Here is a 15,312-nt window from a genome sequence, read left to right on the forward strand (position 1 = left end):
CGCTCTAAAGCATCACTTCTGTATGAGCGTAAATTTATAAATTGAGTTAGGTGTCAAAACACTTTTTGAGCATAAATTTATAAATTGAGTTAGGCGTCAAAACACTTTTCGAGCGTAAATTTATAAATTGAGTTATGTGTCAAAATCCTTTTTGAATGTATATCTATAAATTGGGACAGGTTTCAAAAACCTTTTGAAATACCGGTACCGGCTATACTGGTATATTTATTATATGAGGAGCATTTATGCGTCTATTTTCACAATACAAGGGACTTAAAAAAGAAAATTACATCCTGTTTTTTGGAAGGATCGTTACGAATCTTGGCGCCATGATCTGGCCTATGATGACGATGATCCTTAACAAGAAGCTCGGACTTTCTGCAACACAGACAGCAACATTTATTATCGTATCAGGTGTGATCTTCCTGCCGGCTAATATATGGGGCGGCCAGATCGCAGACAGGTTCAACAAGAAGAGAGTTATCATATGCTGCGATATTATATCAATTGTATTATTTGTCATTAGCGGATTTATACCGCTATCACTTTTTTCCATATGCGTACTACTGGTTGGAGCTTTCTTCCAGACTTTGGAAGGACCGGCGTATCAGGCTCTGGTTGCGGATATAACCCCTCCTGACAAAAGAGAGAAGGCATTCTCACTTCTTTATCTTGGCTCTAACATAGGACTTATCCTCTCGCCGACTATAGCAGGGATACTTTTTAACAACTATCTGTGGCTATGCTTTGTAATAAGCGGGCTCTCGATCATGGTATCAACTGTACTTATCGGATTATTTGTAAGAGATATTGGAACTCCTCATAAGAAAAAAGAAATTGCTGATAACCCGCACCAGGGCAGTATATTGAACATTATCGCCAAGAGTCCTGCCCTTATGATCTTCATCATAGCACTTAGTTTCTATCAGGGAGCGTACTCACAGTTCGGATATCTGATGCCGCTTGATATCAGCAAGGCATATCCGGACAATGGATCTGTCATATACGGAACTGTTACAAGCGTTAACTGCATCATAGTAGTCCTTTTTACACCGATCATAACTATGCTTCTTGAAAGCGTATCTCTTACAAGAAAATATGCTCTTGGAACTATCTTACAGGCAGTTAGCTTTGCTGCTTTTCTGGTATCCTTTGGGTTTATCCCGGGGTACTATATCTCCATAGCGCTGTTTACTTTGGGAGAGATATTGACAACAATTGTAATTGGAACATATCTTGCAAGGAAGGTTCCTGCACAGTTTAGGGGCAGGATATATGGCGTTACAAGCTTTGCATCAGCTCTTATGACAGGAGTTGTGGAGCTTGGCAGCGGTAAGCTTTTTGATATATGGGGGTCAGCTTATGCATGGGGATTTTCTGTAGCGATGACGCTGATAGCTGTGATTGCTTCGATCATCCTGATCAGCGTTGATAGCAGAGAGAACGTAAAATATCAAGAATAATACCAACTGGTGGCATGAATACAGCCAGTGAAATAGCAAATGCTGCAAGAGTAAGCTCTTTCTTCGGAAACGGCTAAGCTTCGCGCCTGATTTTGTGAACATAATATTGACATGAAGTGCTGTAATAGAGGACTTTTTCTGTTATATTAAGATATGAGCAGGGATAAGTGTATATCGTCCTATTGGATAATATATTTATTGAATAATATTCAGACGCCTGCTCATTTACAGATATTTAGATGATAATTTTCGTATTATGCAACCAATAATATACCAGAAGGAAGAATTGTATGACTATTAGTGAGAATCTTGATGAATTGTTTGAAAAGGCAAAGTCTGATAATGATCTTAGAAATAAGCTTCTTAATACTAAAAGTTCAGCTAACCCGGTATCAGATTTCTGTGCTATTGCTGCGGAGTATGGTATTTTCATTAATGTAATGGATCTGATAAATGAAGGAGAAGAGTTCTATGCCGAGATTAAGAGAAGCACTAATGGCGGCGGTGAGAATTCTCCGGATCTGGACACGTGGAATGATGAGTATTCTGTGTTTATGATGAGGCTTGAGGCTATTAGCAATTAATGATCTTGCCTTAAAAAAATAATACAAAAATGACACATACCAATAATGCATAAAGCATTACATAGAATTTCTTATATAAACATTACATAAAACATTAAATAATAACCTAATAAGAACCTAATAAGAACATAGGGAGGCAGTATTGCAAAATGACTAGAAAGTATAGAATTGGTAATCCTATTGAGACAGACTCTGTTGTGCAGGATATCGAGGTTACCAAAGGGGAGATTCCATTTTTTAAGAAAGATGATGAAGAGGGGATGCTTTCATTATCTATGTCCAAGAAGGATATGGTCTTTGGACTGGGGGAGACAGTCCGTGGTATCAACAAAAGGGGCTGGATCTATACAAGCTTTAATTCAGACGATCCCAATCATACAGAGGACAAGAGGTCTTTGTATGCATCGCAGAACTTCCTGATTATAACATCTGATGACAGATCACTTGGAGTCTATGTAGATACACCCGGAAGAGTTACATTTGATATAGGTTATAGTCAGCAGGACCAGCTTGTAATATCTTTTGAAGATTTCGATGCAGATATCTATCTGATAGAAGCTGATGAATCTGAAGCTTCTTTGTCCAGATCAGAAAGTCTTAAGAATATAGTCAAAGAGTTCAGGCACCTTATTGGCAGAAGCTACATCCCGCCTTACTGGGCATTTGGCTTTGGTCAGAGCAGGTGGAGCTATTATACAGAAGATGAAGTCAGGGAAGTGGCTGATAAGTATGACGAGTTTGGCATTCCTCTTGATATGATCTACCTTGATATTGACTATATGGAGAGATACAAGGACTTTACTATAGATGACAAGGCTTTCCCCAATTTTCCTGAATTTGTAGATGAGATGAAGAATAGAGGCATTCACCTTGTCCCTATCATTGATGCGGGCGTCAAGATTGAAGACGGGTATGATGTCTACGAAGAAGGCGTAGCAGGAGATTTTTTTGTCAAAAAAGAAAATGGAGAAAATCTTGTAGCAGCTGTATGGCCGGGGCAGGTTCACTTCCCTGATTTTCTTAATGATAAGGCAAGAGAGTGGTTTGGCAACAAGTATAAAGTGCTTCTGGATCAGGGAATTGACGGCTTCTGGAACGATATGAACGAGCCTGCCATATTCTATACGCAGGATCATCTACAGGAAGTATTTGATGCTATAGAGGATTACAAAGGCAAGAATCTTGATATAAAGTCATTTTTTGCTTTCAAGGATCTTGTGGGATCTATCGACAATAACGAAGCGGATTATAAGAGATTCTATCATGAATATAAGGGCAGGAAGATAAGGCATGACAAAGTCCACAACCTTTTTGGCTACAATATGACAAGGGCTGCCGGTGAAGCTTTTGAGAGATTATCTCCTGACAAAAGAATCCTTATGTTCTCCAGATCTTCATATATAGGAATGCACAGATATGGTGGTATATGGTGCGGTGACAATAAGTCCTGGTGGTCACACCTTCTTCTTAATATACAGCAGATGCCGGCTCTGTCTATGTGCGGCTTCTTGTATTCAGGTGCTGATGTATGCGGATTTGGTGCAGATACTACTGAGGATCTTGCTATCAGATGGATATCTTTTGGCATATTCACACCTCTTTTCAGGAATCATGCTGCTGCAGGAACTAGATATCAGGAACTATACCGATTTGATTCAAAAGATACTTTTAAGAAACTAATAGATCTTCGATATGCTCTTATTCCGTATCTGTATTCAGAATTCATGAAGGCTGCTCTTAACTATGAGATGCTCTTTGAGCCTCTGTGCTTTGAATATGATGATGACAGGAGCAGGGAAGTAGAAGATCAGCTCCTTGTAGGAGACAGTATCATGATAGCTCCTGTATACAAGCAGAATACTACAGGCAGATACGTATATCTTCCGGAAGATATGAAGATGATCCGCTTCAGGTCATATGATGATTATGACGAGGAAGTTCTTCCTAAGGGAGATCATTATCTTAGAGCAGATCTTGGAGAGGTGCTGGTATTTATAAGAAAAGGACGAGTTCTTCCTATCACAGAGCCTGCAAACAGGACAGGAGCTCTTGCTACAGATAACCTGACATATATAGGTTTCGAGGCAGATGCTAAGAGCTATGATATGTATACAGATGACGGTATAACAAGAATATAAGCAAAGAATATTACTTTGGTAAAAAATGGGAGGATAATTTATGGGACTTTTTAACGGACGTTCATTTGGTCTTTTTTCCAAATATGTATATGATAATGGTGATAAATATATATCGGGAGATCGCGATATCACAGATAATATTCAAAATGTAGATATTGACTATATATCAGGAGATATCTATCTGGAAGTATCTGAATCTGACTCTATATCAATTAAAGAGACTTCAAAGAAAGATCTTGACGATGATCACAAAGTGCATTCTTATGTAGAAGGTACTACCTTGTTTATCAAGTATTGTGCATCATCTAAGAATATCAATCTAAATAATCTTGATAAAACTCTTACTGTAAACATTCCTAAGAATGTAACACTTGGTAATCTTAAGATCAGTGTATCTTCTGGTAATACTGCAGCTGTATGTAGTTCTGACAGTATCGATCTGCATACGTCTTCAGGTAATATAGACTTTACAGTGTTTGGAAATTGTACCAATCTGACTGCAAATACGTCATCAGGTCATGTGAAGCTTGGCTTAGAGACAGCAGATATGGTTACAATCTCGGTAGCTTCCGGCAGTATAGATGTTGATTCTGATTATATCAAGAGTTTGGATGCTAATGCTTCCAGCGGGGATGGAACATATATATTAAGAACTGTCCCTGAGAATACTCAGATCAAGACATCCTCAGGCAATATCACTGTCAATCTGCCTGAGGAGATCGATGTTACAGCACAGTTTAAAGTTGTAAGCGGCGATGTATCTTACGAGCAGGCATTCTCCAAAGATGGTGATACCTATGTCATTGGAAGCGGAGCCAATAACATGACCATTAACGCAATCTCCGGAAATATAGATATCAGGATTTTAAAGCGGTAAGAAAACGTTCTGCAATATCTTTATCTGCAGAATCCTTCCGGTATATACCGTAAATGTCCCACGTATAGGCATCTTTTAGATTTACGGCACGGATATTATCATTGTCCTTTAGGAACCTTGGAGATATGCCGATTCCGATTCCATTTTCTACAAGCTTGTACATAGCTTCACCTTCTTCAACGGTTGCAGCTATGTGCGGCTTGAAATCGCACATGTGGCAGGCATTAACAACATCATAGTATAAGTGATGCTTCTCGTTCATTAGGATAAGATTTTCATCACGAAGTTCTTTGATTTCAAGTGTGTTCTTGTCCCAGAATCTATGCATCTTGTGGATGTATACTACTAGATCAAGTGACTGAACTAAAGTGGCAGTGATATTGCTCTGCGCGGGCTTACCTACTACAAAGCCAAAGCTGATCTCATCATTAAGTACCTGGTCTATGACTTTGGCATTTTCATACTCTGACCAGCTTCCAAGGATCTCAGGGTTTTCTTCCATGAAGCTTTTTACTTTGGGGATATCAATAGCACGTATAGTTCCTGCTGCGAATCCTACTTTGAACCTCTTTTCTTTATCACCTATGGATTCGATGGACTGGAACATGTCGTTAAGACTTTGTACTATGACCTTGGACTTCTCATAGAAGACTTTGCCGCTTTCTGTAGGCACAAAACCTTCCTTAGAGCGTACAAATAGAGCTGCACCGCATTCATCTTCAAGGCTCTTGATGATCTTGCTAAGCCCCTGAGGAGACAGGAAGAGCTTGCCTGCTGCTATCTGAAGGTTTCTTTCTTCATATACTGTTTGAAAACATTTTAAATTTCGAGTATTCATAGGTTTATTGTAACATAAAAACAGGCGTTCGTTTTGCTTATAATAATAGTGCTAACTAAAGTACCATGATTTGTTAACGCCAAAGTACCGTGTTCTGTTAACAGGGGAGTTAGAAGGGGAAGACGGCGGTAGATATATGTAAGGAAGTCAAAGATATAAGACTTGTATTTGGCTTCATCATCCTTAAACATGAGTGTTTAGGGATGATGAAGTTATTCTTATTATTTTTGTGTTGGAGTATTCTTAACTGAATCCAAGGCTTTCTGGATATCAGCTATTGCAACACCGGTGATATCCGATACTTGATCTAGTGAGTATCCGTTGTTTTGCATATTGGTGGCTATGGAAGCGAGTTTTTTTAACTCACCTCGTTCTTCGCCGATAGCAATACCTCGTTCTTCGCCAATAGCTATACCCTGGGCTTGACCTTCTTCAAAACCATCATCATGTTCACTTTTTAAATGACTCTTGTAATCATATTCATACAAACTAAACATAGTAATCGCCTTTCGTTGCTTCACGAAGAAATCTTTTAATATGTTGTTTTCGATACAATAATCTATTGCGGCTGGTACAGCATCCTCAATAGGTAATTCTGTGTTATACTCTCTGATTTTGGCTACGAATATTGAGTAACCGCTTATTTTAGCACAGCTGCTCATCAGCTCTGGATTCATCCCGCGGTTTATGTTCAGAACCTTGACCGTTAGCTCTAAGTCAGGAGCGGTATTATCTGAATCATACATATCAGATAATTTGTAGGTCATTACCTCGGGTAGCTGCTCAACACCGTTATAAAATACTACAAAGTGAGGCTCTGGAATATGCTTTACCTTACTGCTGTAGATTTTGTTTTCATCAAATATTTGGGCATAGAGCTTACTTACGTAGAACAGGCATCTTAGGGGCATGTTAGGGCAATTTGTAGATTGGTGCTCATAAATATTAAGGTGGGTATCGATGATAAATGATAAGTCGTTATGCATGCCCATAAATATAGCATTATCTAAAGTGTTGACCACAAGCGCCTCAGGATCAGTATAGCTTGAGTGGTTGATGGCATTATATAACTCAAGCAGAGCCTTCTTATCGTTATTGAACAGAAGCCTGAATACGGTGTCTTTGTACTTGCGGTTTATCCAGGGGTATGTAACCCTCCGGAATAGATATTTTAGTTTTTGCTTTCTTGTCTTTTTCAAAAAACTTCCTTTCTGTATAAATGCAGAAAGAACAAAAAAGACGTCTACTACATTTATACTAACATATTTTTGTAGTTTATTGTGGGAATATGTTGCTCTGAAAAAGCAACATTCTCTTCTGGTCGAAAGACCGATGAACTTAGAATACTATACCTTGGCTATTGATGCAATAAATGTTTTATCGATAATGAAAGAAGCCTTCTGGGATACTATTAAGCCATATTTCACTGGGTGTCTTGCCTGTAATCTATAAGTGAGGAAGACGATGCGAAGCCTTTCTTTTGTCATAAAAAAGTAGGTCTTTCTGAATATCAGCTATTGCCGCACTGGTACATTAGCTGTTACAATCTTAATTTGAATACTGATAGATTATTCCAAAGGAGAGTTGATTATGGGATTATTTGATTTATTTAAAAATAAACGTAACGTGAGCTTTGCGGAAATAGATTCAATTGAAAAGGCAAAAGAGGAATGCAGAAAAGGCAATCTGGAGAGGATGCATATCATGTCTCCGATCTTTGGTGGATCAGATGATGATTCAAATATTCTGTATGTACCTGTAGGAATTAACAGAATCAAAGAAGGCTATGACGATATTCTTGCGGACCTCGTAAAACAAGGAAAAGCGCAATCATTTGATTGTGCACCTGAGTATAAGGGAAATAGCGCAGTACCAAGTAAGATTACTATCACTTCAGGTAAAGGTGGAGTGGAAGTGTTCAAGCAAACCATCAATGTATGGTGATTCCGATAAATCTGAATCCAAGGCTTTCTGAATATCAGCTTTTGCTTGATGTTTAGCTTCAGGATAAAATAAACGTAATATTGATTATTAATTGACAATAACTTACACTAAATAATGGAACTATTTCTCTCATTTTTTCAAAACAAAGTTAAGTGTGAGGAAACTATATGGGTAATAATAGTATTCGTAAGTTATTGTCAGTAACCATGTCCATGGTTATGGTATGTTCTCTTGGTACAGGCTGTGGCAAGTTGTTAACAAGAGGCGGTGGTGCAGATTCTGATGACATCAGCGTATCTGATTCCACTACAAAAGATTCTGAAACTAATCTTTCTGAAAACAATTCTATAGAATCTGAAGAAGTTCCAAAATCTGATGGAACCTCAGATTCTTCCGATAATATCCCGATTCTTTTACTTCATACAGATTCCGACTACGCTGTGAACAGCAAGAATAATCCGGCGATCCATGTTAATTATAATTATCTGACTCTGGACAAAGAATATGCCCAAAGCCATGAAGCTCTTGATAAAGCACTTAAAAGTGCAAATGAAGAGATATTAGCGCTTGAAAGCGAATGTTTTGACCATGCTAAGGAAGATTTATCAGGAAGCGATGATTATACATTTGATGCTAATTACTATACATTCTTTAGAAGAGCTGATGGCAAATATCTGAGCCTTATAAATGAATGTTGTACTTTCGGTACATTTGACTTTGACTATTATTCATTCATAGCCCATTCTTACTACGTAGAAAGTGGTAAGGAGATAGAACTTTCTGACATTGTGGCAGATGAAGATGCTTTTTATGCCATTCTATCTGAGAAGGTCAAAGCCGTCGTAGATGATGATCTCTATATTTATATGGGCGAATATTCAAACAAGGACGCAGAGGATTTTGTAGAAGAGATCAAAGATAGCCTTAAAGACGGCAAATGTTCTTTTACCCTGGACCCTCAGGGCGTAACTTTCTGGTTTGATTCTAATGTATTTTCACCTATGTGCGCCAGCGCTACAGTTTTATTCTGTGAAGATGCAGACAATACTATTTTTAACGAAGAGTTTTCAAAAGATATACCGGATGAATGGGTCATGCAGATGCCTACAGGAGATCGGACCTATTTTGATGCAAATGGTGACGGAGAAGAAAATAGCGTAATAGCATCAGTTACATATGGTTTTAACACCGGCGGTGAGTACGAGTATTTGTACGTTTCGGGATTTCATTTGGCATACGAAGAAGACAGCAAGTCATATAGCCCTGAATATGAAGGAAGCGCTGGCGATTACAATTTTTTCCTATATCATAAGGGTGATAAAAATATCATTATCGAAGACCATGACGAATTCGGTTATGGGGAGATGAGCTGTTATATTCTTGAAGATGGCAAGATCAAAGATGGTGATGGCATAAACGCAGGACTTGCCTATTCTTGGGATAATGCAGAGGATTCTGAGGATATTGCTCCTGTATTCCTTCCTGTAAATATGAATAAAGTTTTAGTGATCGAGGAAGTCGGCGGCGAAGAAGGAGAGTCGATCGCTTGTTATCTGAAAGTTTCTGAAGATGGTAAGCTTACCCTTACTGAAATAGATGAAGATGGTGACGAAGATAGCGAAGAATCAGATAATAAAGGCGGCAAGTCTGAAGATAAAGAAGTAGATGTAGCCTGGGCTGGTGAAGCAGTATACTATGATGATCAGATTCTTTTCAGACAGTATTCATCAGATGCATATAGATACAATGCCCTTTGGGGTGAGTTTTCAAATAGTGATATGCAGTATATAAAAGGAAATCTTTGCACTTTTGATCCTAATGCTCCCGAGAATGGGATTAAGACTATATGCGAAGATGACGGCTTTGGCGATATGTATCTGATCGATGGGCAGTACATATATTCTCAGAAAGAGACCGGGTATAGTAATAATAGCAGTGATATGCGAAGGGTATACAAGACGTCCTTGCCGGATGGTGAGCAGGAAGAGATATGCGCAGGAGCTATAGAAGGATTTTCACCAGATGGAAAGCATTTTACTAATTATAATTATACTCTCAATCCATATACCCATAATTTTTACATCTTTAAGGCAGGTGATGTTGACGTAGATCATGCATCTTACCAAACTGATAAGACCACCATTTATCTGACCATGGATAATGATAATGCATATCTTATGGAAAAAGAGGATGATGATAAATATATCATTTTGCAGATAAATAATGAAGGTGATATATACCGCCTTGCCGAGTGCGATTTTAGTGATATGGCGGAATATGGCACGGTGTATCCTGAATATACGAAAAAAGGATACGTAGATAATGGAAAGTTACATCTGCAGTTTGATTTTTATGAAGGCACAGGACATTTCTATTATGCAAGTGCAAAGGTTACAGTGCCTGTTTGTGAAGATGAGGGATCTTTTGACGATGTTTTGTATGAAGCTGAAATAGAAGACTTTAGTGCTGATGAAGATCCTCAAACGCTCCTTCCTGATAAACTTGAAGATATAGCTTATGACTATCCTGAGCAGGAATCGGGAAGTGCTATCGCAAATGTCCTTCAGTATTATAAAGTATTTGATGAAGGAATATTCTATACCATGGCCCAGTGTCACAGAGAGCCGCTTGAAGATGTGGGATGGAGAGAGTCTTACATGCTTCTTAACTGTACCTATTTTTTTCTTCCGGCGGGGGCAAAAGAAGCATCGTCCTTATTTACCTTATTTGAAGCTCCCGGGTCAAGGGGAGATCTATACCAATACGAATATTATGAGAGGCAGCCTACAGTATATGCTTATGCGAGATTCTATGCTGATGAAGATGGTCATCTTGTAGGAGCCTTCTACGAGACTGTATATACAGGAGGACCTGAAACGCCTACCGAAACTTCTGATGTTTATTATATGGCTGAGTTTTCGGATGATTTTAAATTTGAACATCCAAAGGATGATTATACTATAGAAGATTTCGTGGTTGAAGACGCAAAGGCATTGGAAGACCTGATAAGAAGTGAGTATAGTAAGGAAGATATCATAATTGATGACGGCGTATTTGATGAAAACGGACATCTTGTATATGAATCAGATAGAACGTTTACAAGCGACGAGTACGTATACATGTGCCACATATGCTTCGACGCAGACGGAAAAATAAACTATATTCGACCCGTCATTATGGAGTGAGGTTATCGAGGGGATTCCTGCGGGCTGACAGTTTATAAATGGATTATCAAGAGGAGGCTAAGCATATTATGAAAAGAAAAATAGTTGCACTGTTTATGACATGTACACTAGGAGCTACGCTTCTTACAGGATGTGGTGATATAGCTTCGGCATTTTCTTCGGATGATAAGGAAGAAGATGTTGATGAGGATGTAGATGATGAATCAGATAAAAAAGACAAGGATAAGGATGAAGAATCCGGCGATTCTGAAAAAGCTTCTGATGAAAGTGAAGATGATTCAGAAGATAAAGATAGCGCTGATGTAGAAGGCTTAAAGGTGCCTGAATCTGAAGAGGAGCTCTTTTCCTTTATGGAGGGCGAATGGGATTTTGTAAATCCGGTTACGTTGGAAGATTATGCTCATATGGAGATTGATGATAAGGGCTCTTTTGTCTATGGGTATACGGGTAGTAAAGAAAGCTGTACTGGGGAGTTTGTGGCTAATCATTTATATGTAGAAGAGGATGTGCCGCTGACGTTTACGGTGAATGTATCTGGGCTTGATGGGATGACATTTGAATATAGTGGCTATGTGGTAGAAGACGAGGATTCGTCTGATGGCAAGATCTATTATGGAAGCTGTGATGGGGAAGACTATATTTATATGGAGGAAACAGGGAACGGCGATACATTTGCGGGTAGCGTGCTGTTCCAGGATCCTAATACGGTAGATGGATCTTTTCATATGGGGGCCAATTCTTATATCATGCACAGAAAGAGCGATGCTGATACTACGGCAGAGCTTAAGGATGGCGAGTTCTATGCATGGGTATGGAAGGCTGACGATAAGGGACTTTGGGCTCAGGAGATGAAGCCTATTACGTGGGATGATGAGAATGAGTATACATGTAATCGCTATACAGCGGCTGCATTTATGCCAGGGGCAATGGGATCTGCTTATTATGAGTATTCAAATGATATAGACAAAAAGCTTCTCTTAAACGGCCAGAGACTTGATATGGAAAACCCAAGGTACATGTGCCTTCTTAAGGTATCATCTGATGGTGTTATCGAGGATATTCAGGAAGTTGATGACGCTTTCTACGGAATGTATGATCTTGGCGATCTTGATCCGGAAGTTTCTTTTGAAGGAGAGACATTTACTTATAATGGTATTGATATAGATGTATCAGATCTTGGCGGAGGCATGAAGATCAATAATTTATACAGCGCTTATGGCAAAATAATAATAGAGTGCTATATATCACATCATGAGAATTCATATCTTGTTTTCGACAAATTCAGGGGTGAAATAGTACAGGAATACTTTAATGGAAATAACCTGACCTGGATTGGTGATGACTTTACAACTGCTATATATTCAGATGGAAATGAAATAAGAGACCTGTGCGGGGATCTTATGTACTACATCGATTGTGAAGAGATCGAAAGTCTTGAATTTACAGATGATGGCAAGAGTGTAAAGTGTACATATGTTATATGGGATGATAAAAAACAGGATGAAGAGACCAAGGAAGAAACTTTTGAACTGCCTGAAAGACGTGACGGCGCTATGAATGCATACAGCGATTATATGGATTCAGGAAGGGCAAGTGACTATAGAAGATTTATGGAATATGCTCCTGATGATGCAAAGTTCTTTATATTAACAGATCCGCAGATTTGGACTGGTGATATGTTTTATGTTATGGGGGCACTGGATGAAGGTGCTGTTAATAAGGTAATGATCGTTGCGCTGTCAGATAATACTTATTTTGAAATACAGGATGATGATGGCGATATCGTAGCGTATGATTATATTGACAGAGGTAGTGGAAGAGCATATCTGATGACAATGTCTGAAGGGATGCCGCTGTATACAATCCATGTTTCTACATATGATGATAATTACGAAGAGGTTATATCAACGTGGGAAGTAACAATGATAAGCGGCGAAACATATCAGCACTGCTTGTTTGTGGAGTGAGCTGGCATAAAGTGTCGTGATAGGACGGAAGATGCCGCTGATATAATCATCGGGCTACCTTGCCATTCATCGTAGGGGCTGTGGCAGTTCGCGCTGAAGCGTTTTTTTAGGTAATAGTTAATGAAGGGGTAATGAGATGAAGAAAAAAAGTGAATTGATGAAAATGGTAGCAATAATTTCCTTCACGTCACTTGTAACTAATGCAGTTGCGTGTGGGAGTTCGCTTAGTTTAAGTGAGACTTCTAACGAGGAATCGTCCGGAACGGAAGGTGAGGATAGCAGTCATGAAGGTAATAGCGGAGCTCCCGGACAGCAGAAGAATAATAGTAAAAATAAGACTTCTGATTCAGATAGTAAAGATGAAGTATCAACAGAAGAGATCACAGAAAAGTTTATAGAAGAGGTGGCTTCAAGCGCGGAGAGTGATGAGGAGGAAGTCAGGTACTATCTTGTAGATGATTTTGATGATGACGGCGCGTATGAAGGTTTTATGTTTGTAGGCGGCGAAGAAGATCCTGACTGGGGATCTGGTGATGGTACGGTGTGGTTTGTTAATGAATCTGGATGTGAGAAGATTCATGATGAGTTTAGCTTTTTAGTTGGTGAGAACGAGAATATTTTTTCCATACTTCAGGAAGAGGATAGAAATTTTGTTGTCTTCAGGGATCTGTATGCAACAGCAGATGTATCAAATATCTATTATGTGGATGGTGAGAAGTGCATAGAATCAAGAGTATCGTATCTTGGATCATCTTATGTTGGCAAGGAAAAGGGTGATCTTAATATAACGGTTAGTGCATATGACATGTACTGCGATTTTGAGGGCGACGCAGAAGAAGGTACATGGACCGGACATACCTGGAAGCCGTATTACTTTTATTACAGTAGTGAGACAGGTGACTTTGAAGAGTACGGAGCCGTTGAGATCAGTGAAGATGAGCTTTCAAAACTGATTGAGAATGACCCTATTATAGAAATCAAGGAAGAAGGATATGCCATTGACCAGATCATCAAGAGAGATAATGGGATAATCAATATCAATTATCACATGGAAACTGAAGAATCAGGAAGAAATTATGAATATAAAAATGCAACGTATGATCTAAATACAGGACTGTACGTTAACGTCTGGGGTGATGGCGAAGCGGGAGTGTTTGATTCTGACTACGGCGGAATCTATTATCTGCAGCTTCTTAATGATGAAGATGAAGATTCAGAGTCTGCATCAAGTGGTGATGCCCATACTTATGAAGAGAAGATATATGAGCTTAGATCTTCTGAACCTGTGATTCCTGATAACGAAGATATTCTTAAGGAAATGGCAGAGTGCGTTACGTTTTCCTGTATTCTTGATTACGAAGGCATAACCTTTGCTGATATGGACAATAGTGATAAGGTATCTCTTCGCTACCACATTGTGGATTATGTAACCTGGGATCAGAAGGGTATCTATGAAGATGTCTGCGAGACTGTTAATGACAAAACGGCAATTCCTTTGGATATTGCATTGGATATATTCAAAGATTTCTATGGTGAAGATAACTTTACTCCAGACGAACATGAGGATGTAGACGATGAGTATTATTATCCTCTTTATGCTGATGGAGAAGCCTGGGAACTTGTTGAGCATATGCAGTTTTTTGAAGATGATGACTATATCCTTTACACAGGCCCCGGATTTTATGAAAGTAATGGAGGCGATGAAGCTTTTGTAGGCTATGCGGATATTCTTTTTGCCAAGAATAAGGACAGCAGATTTGGCGTGACGGTTGTATTTGGATGGTATCGCGAAGATACTATAGATGTTTCTTCTGTAGAGGCGTCTTCGACACTTTCTTCGCAAGGCGGTAATGACTACGACGCAGAAAACCTTATCGACGGCGACTATACAACAATCTGGGCTGAAGGCGCAAAGGGCACAGGCGTAGGCGAGACTATTACAATCCATTTGGACAAAGAGCAGCTCGTATACGGCGTACTTATCTGCAACGGATATACTGCAAGCTACGAGCAGTACAATAATAACGGACGTCTGACTCAGGTAAGCGTTGATTTTGGCGGTGGAAACGTGGTTAAAGGTGACGTAGATGGCTATGGCTACGAGGGATTTAGCTCAGATAATCTTGCTGATAGTAACAGGACCAAGATCGAGCTTGATGAGCCTGTTATGACAGATACGATAGTTATTACGATCACAGGCGCTGAGAAAGGTGCCAAGTACGATGATACCTGTGTTAGCGAACTGCTGGTTTATTGAGTTTAGTTTAAGAAAAATTATGATCAGATAATGATAAATACAAAAAGCTCTCACCAGAA

At 39.1% G+C, this 15,312-nt stretch carries 10 protein-coding genes; 8 read left to right on the forward strand and 2 right to left on the reverse strand.

Annotated elements, in window-relative coordinates; translation table 11 throughout:
* Positions 1–245 precede the first annotated feature (245 nt).
* From BMX21_RS13045 to BMX21_RS13060, 4 genes are all read left to right on the forward strand, one after another.
* Positions 246–1,463 carry an MFS transporter gene (locus BMX21_RS13045; RefSeq protein WP_092045045.1) on the forward strand — a complete coding sequence of 406 codons (1,218 nt, stop codon included), beginning with the start codon at positions 246–248 and terminating at the stop codon, positions 1,461–1,463.
* A gap of 290 nt (positions 1,464–1,753) precedes the next feature.
* The gene (locus BMX21_RS13050; RefSeq protein ID WP_092045048.1) at positions 1,754–2,047 is read left to right on the forward strand and encodes a Nif11-like leader peptide family natural product precursor; all 294 of its coding nucleotides are present in this window, start codon (positions 1,754–1,756) and stop codon (positions 2,045–2,047) included.
* 149 nt (positions 2,048–2,196) lie between these two features.
* Positions 2,197–4,185, forward strand: a complete 1,989-nt coding sequence (locus tag BMX21_RS13055) for a glycoside hydrolase family 31 protein (protein ID WP_092045051.1) — start codon at positions 2,197–2,199, stop codon at positions 4,183–4,185.
* Positions 4,186–4,225: 40 nt separating this feature from the next.
* Positions 4,226–5,062 (forward strand): DUF4097 family beta strand repeat-containing protein, encoded by an 837-nt coding sequence (locus BMX21_RS13060; protein ID WP_092045054.1) that lies wholly within the window; start codon positions 4,226–4,228, stop codon positions 5,060–5,062.
* Here the strand turns inward: BMX21_RS13060 and BMX21_RS13065 are convergent.
* Together BMX21_RS13065 and BMX21_RS13070 are read right to left on the reverse strand one after the other, a co-directional pair.
* A complete protein-coding gene (locus BMX21_RS13065; protein ID WP_074756188.1) occupies positions 5,043–5,900 on the reverse strand; it encodes a LysR family transcriptional regulator in 858 nt (285 codons plus the stop codon). The two genes, BMX21_RS13060 and BMX21_RS13065, sit on opposite strands and share 20 nt — an antisense overlap.
* A gap of 221 nt (positions 5,901–6,121) precedes the next feature.
* On the reverse strand, positions 6,122–7,099 hold the full coding sequence (locus tag BMX21_RS13070) for a hypothetical protein (RefSeq protein ID WP_092045057.1): 978 nt from the start codon (positions 7,097–7,099) through the stop codon (positions 6,122–6,124).
* A gap of 391 nt (positions 7,100–7,490) precedes the next feature.
* Between BMX21_RS13070 and BMX21_RS13075 the strand changes: the two genes are divergently transcribed.
* From BMX21_RS13075 to BMX21_RS13090, 4 genes are all read left to right on the forward strand, one after another.
* Complete coding sequence (locus tag BMX21_RS13075; RefSeq protein ID WP_092045060.1) at positions 7,491–7,844, forward strand: hypothetical protein; 354 nt, start codon at positions 7,491–7,493, stop codon at positions 7,842–7,844.
* 167 nt (positions 7,845–8,011) lie between these two features.
* Positions 8,012–11,029 carry a hypothetical protein gene (locus BMX21_RS13080; protein WP_092045062.1) on the forward strand — a complete coding sequence of 1,006 codons (3,018 nt, stop codon included), beginning with the start codon at positions 8,012–8,014 and terminating at the stop codon, positions 11,027–11,029.
* 68 nt (positions 11,030–11,097) lie between these two features.
* Positions 11,098–12,996, forward strand: a complete 1,899-nt coding sequence (locus tag BMX21_RS13085) for a hypothetical protein (RefSeq protein ID WP_092045065.1) — start codon at positions 11,098–11,100, stop codon at positions 12,994–12,996.
* A 136-nt stretch (positions 12,997–13,132) separates the two neighbouring features.
* Positions 13,133–15,253 carry a discoidin domain-containing protein gene (locus BMX21_RS13090; protein ID WP_092045068.1) on the forward strand — a complete coding sequence of 707 codons (2,121 nt, stop codon included), beginning with the start codon at positions 13,133–13,135 and terminating at the stop codon, positions 15,251–15,253.
* The last annotated feature ends 59 nt before the right edge of the window (positions 15,254–15,312 follow it).

This window comes from Butyrivibrio sp. TB, from assembly GCF_900110805.1.
Lineage (GTDB): Bacteria > Bacillota > Clostridia > Lachnospirales > Lachnospiraceae > Butyrivibrio > Butyrivibrio fibrisolvens_C.

What these genes read in the sequence shown, in the direction of transcription:
- BMX21_RS13045 (WP_092045045.1), top strand. Translation starts at nt 246, where the DNA reads ATGCGTCTATTTTCACAATACAAGGGACTTAAAAAAGAAAATTACATC.
- BMX21_RS13050 (WP_092045048.1), top strand. Translation starts at nt 1,754, where the DNA reads ATGACTATTAGTGAGAATCTTGATGAATTGTTTGAAAAGGCAAAGTCT.
- BMX21_RS13055 (WP_092045051.1), top strand. Translation starts at nt 2,197, where the DNA reads ATGACTAGAAAGTATAGAATTGGTAATCCTATTGAGACAGACTCTGTT.
- BMX21_RS13060 (WP_092045054.1), top strand. Translation starts at nt 4,226, where the DNA reads ATGGGACTTTTTAACGGACGTTCATTTGGTCTTTTTTCCAAATATGTA.
- BMX21_RS13065 (WP_074756188.1), bottom strand. Translation starts at nt 5,900, where the DNA reads ATGAATACTCGAAATTTAAAATGTTTTCAAACAGTATATGAAGAAAGA.
- BMX21_RS13075 (WP_092045060.1), top strand. Translation starts at nt 7,491, where the DNA reads ATGGGATTATTTGATTTATTTAAAAATAAACGTAACGTGAGCTTTGCG.
- BMX21_RS13080 (WP_092045062.1), top strand. Translation starts at nt 8,012, where the DNA reads ATGGGTAATAATAGTATTCGTAAGTTATTGTCAGTAACCATGTCCATG.
- BMX21_RS13085 (WP_092045065.1), top strand. Translation starts at nt 11,098, where the DNA reads ATGAAAAGAAAAATAGTTGCACTGTTTATGACATGTACACTAGGAGCT.
- BMX21_RS13090 (WP_092045068.1), top strand. Translation starts at nt 13,133, where the DNA reads ATGAAGAAAAAAAGTGAATTGATGAAAATGGTAGCAATAATTTCCTTC.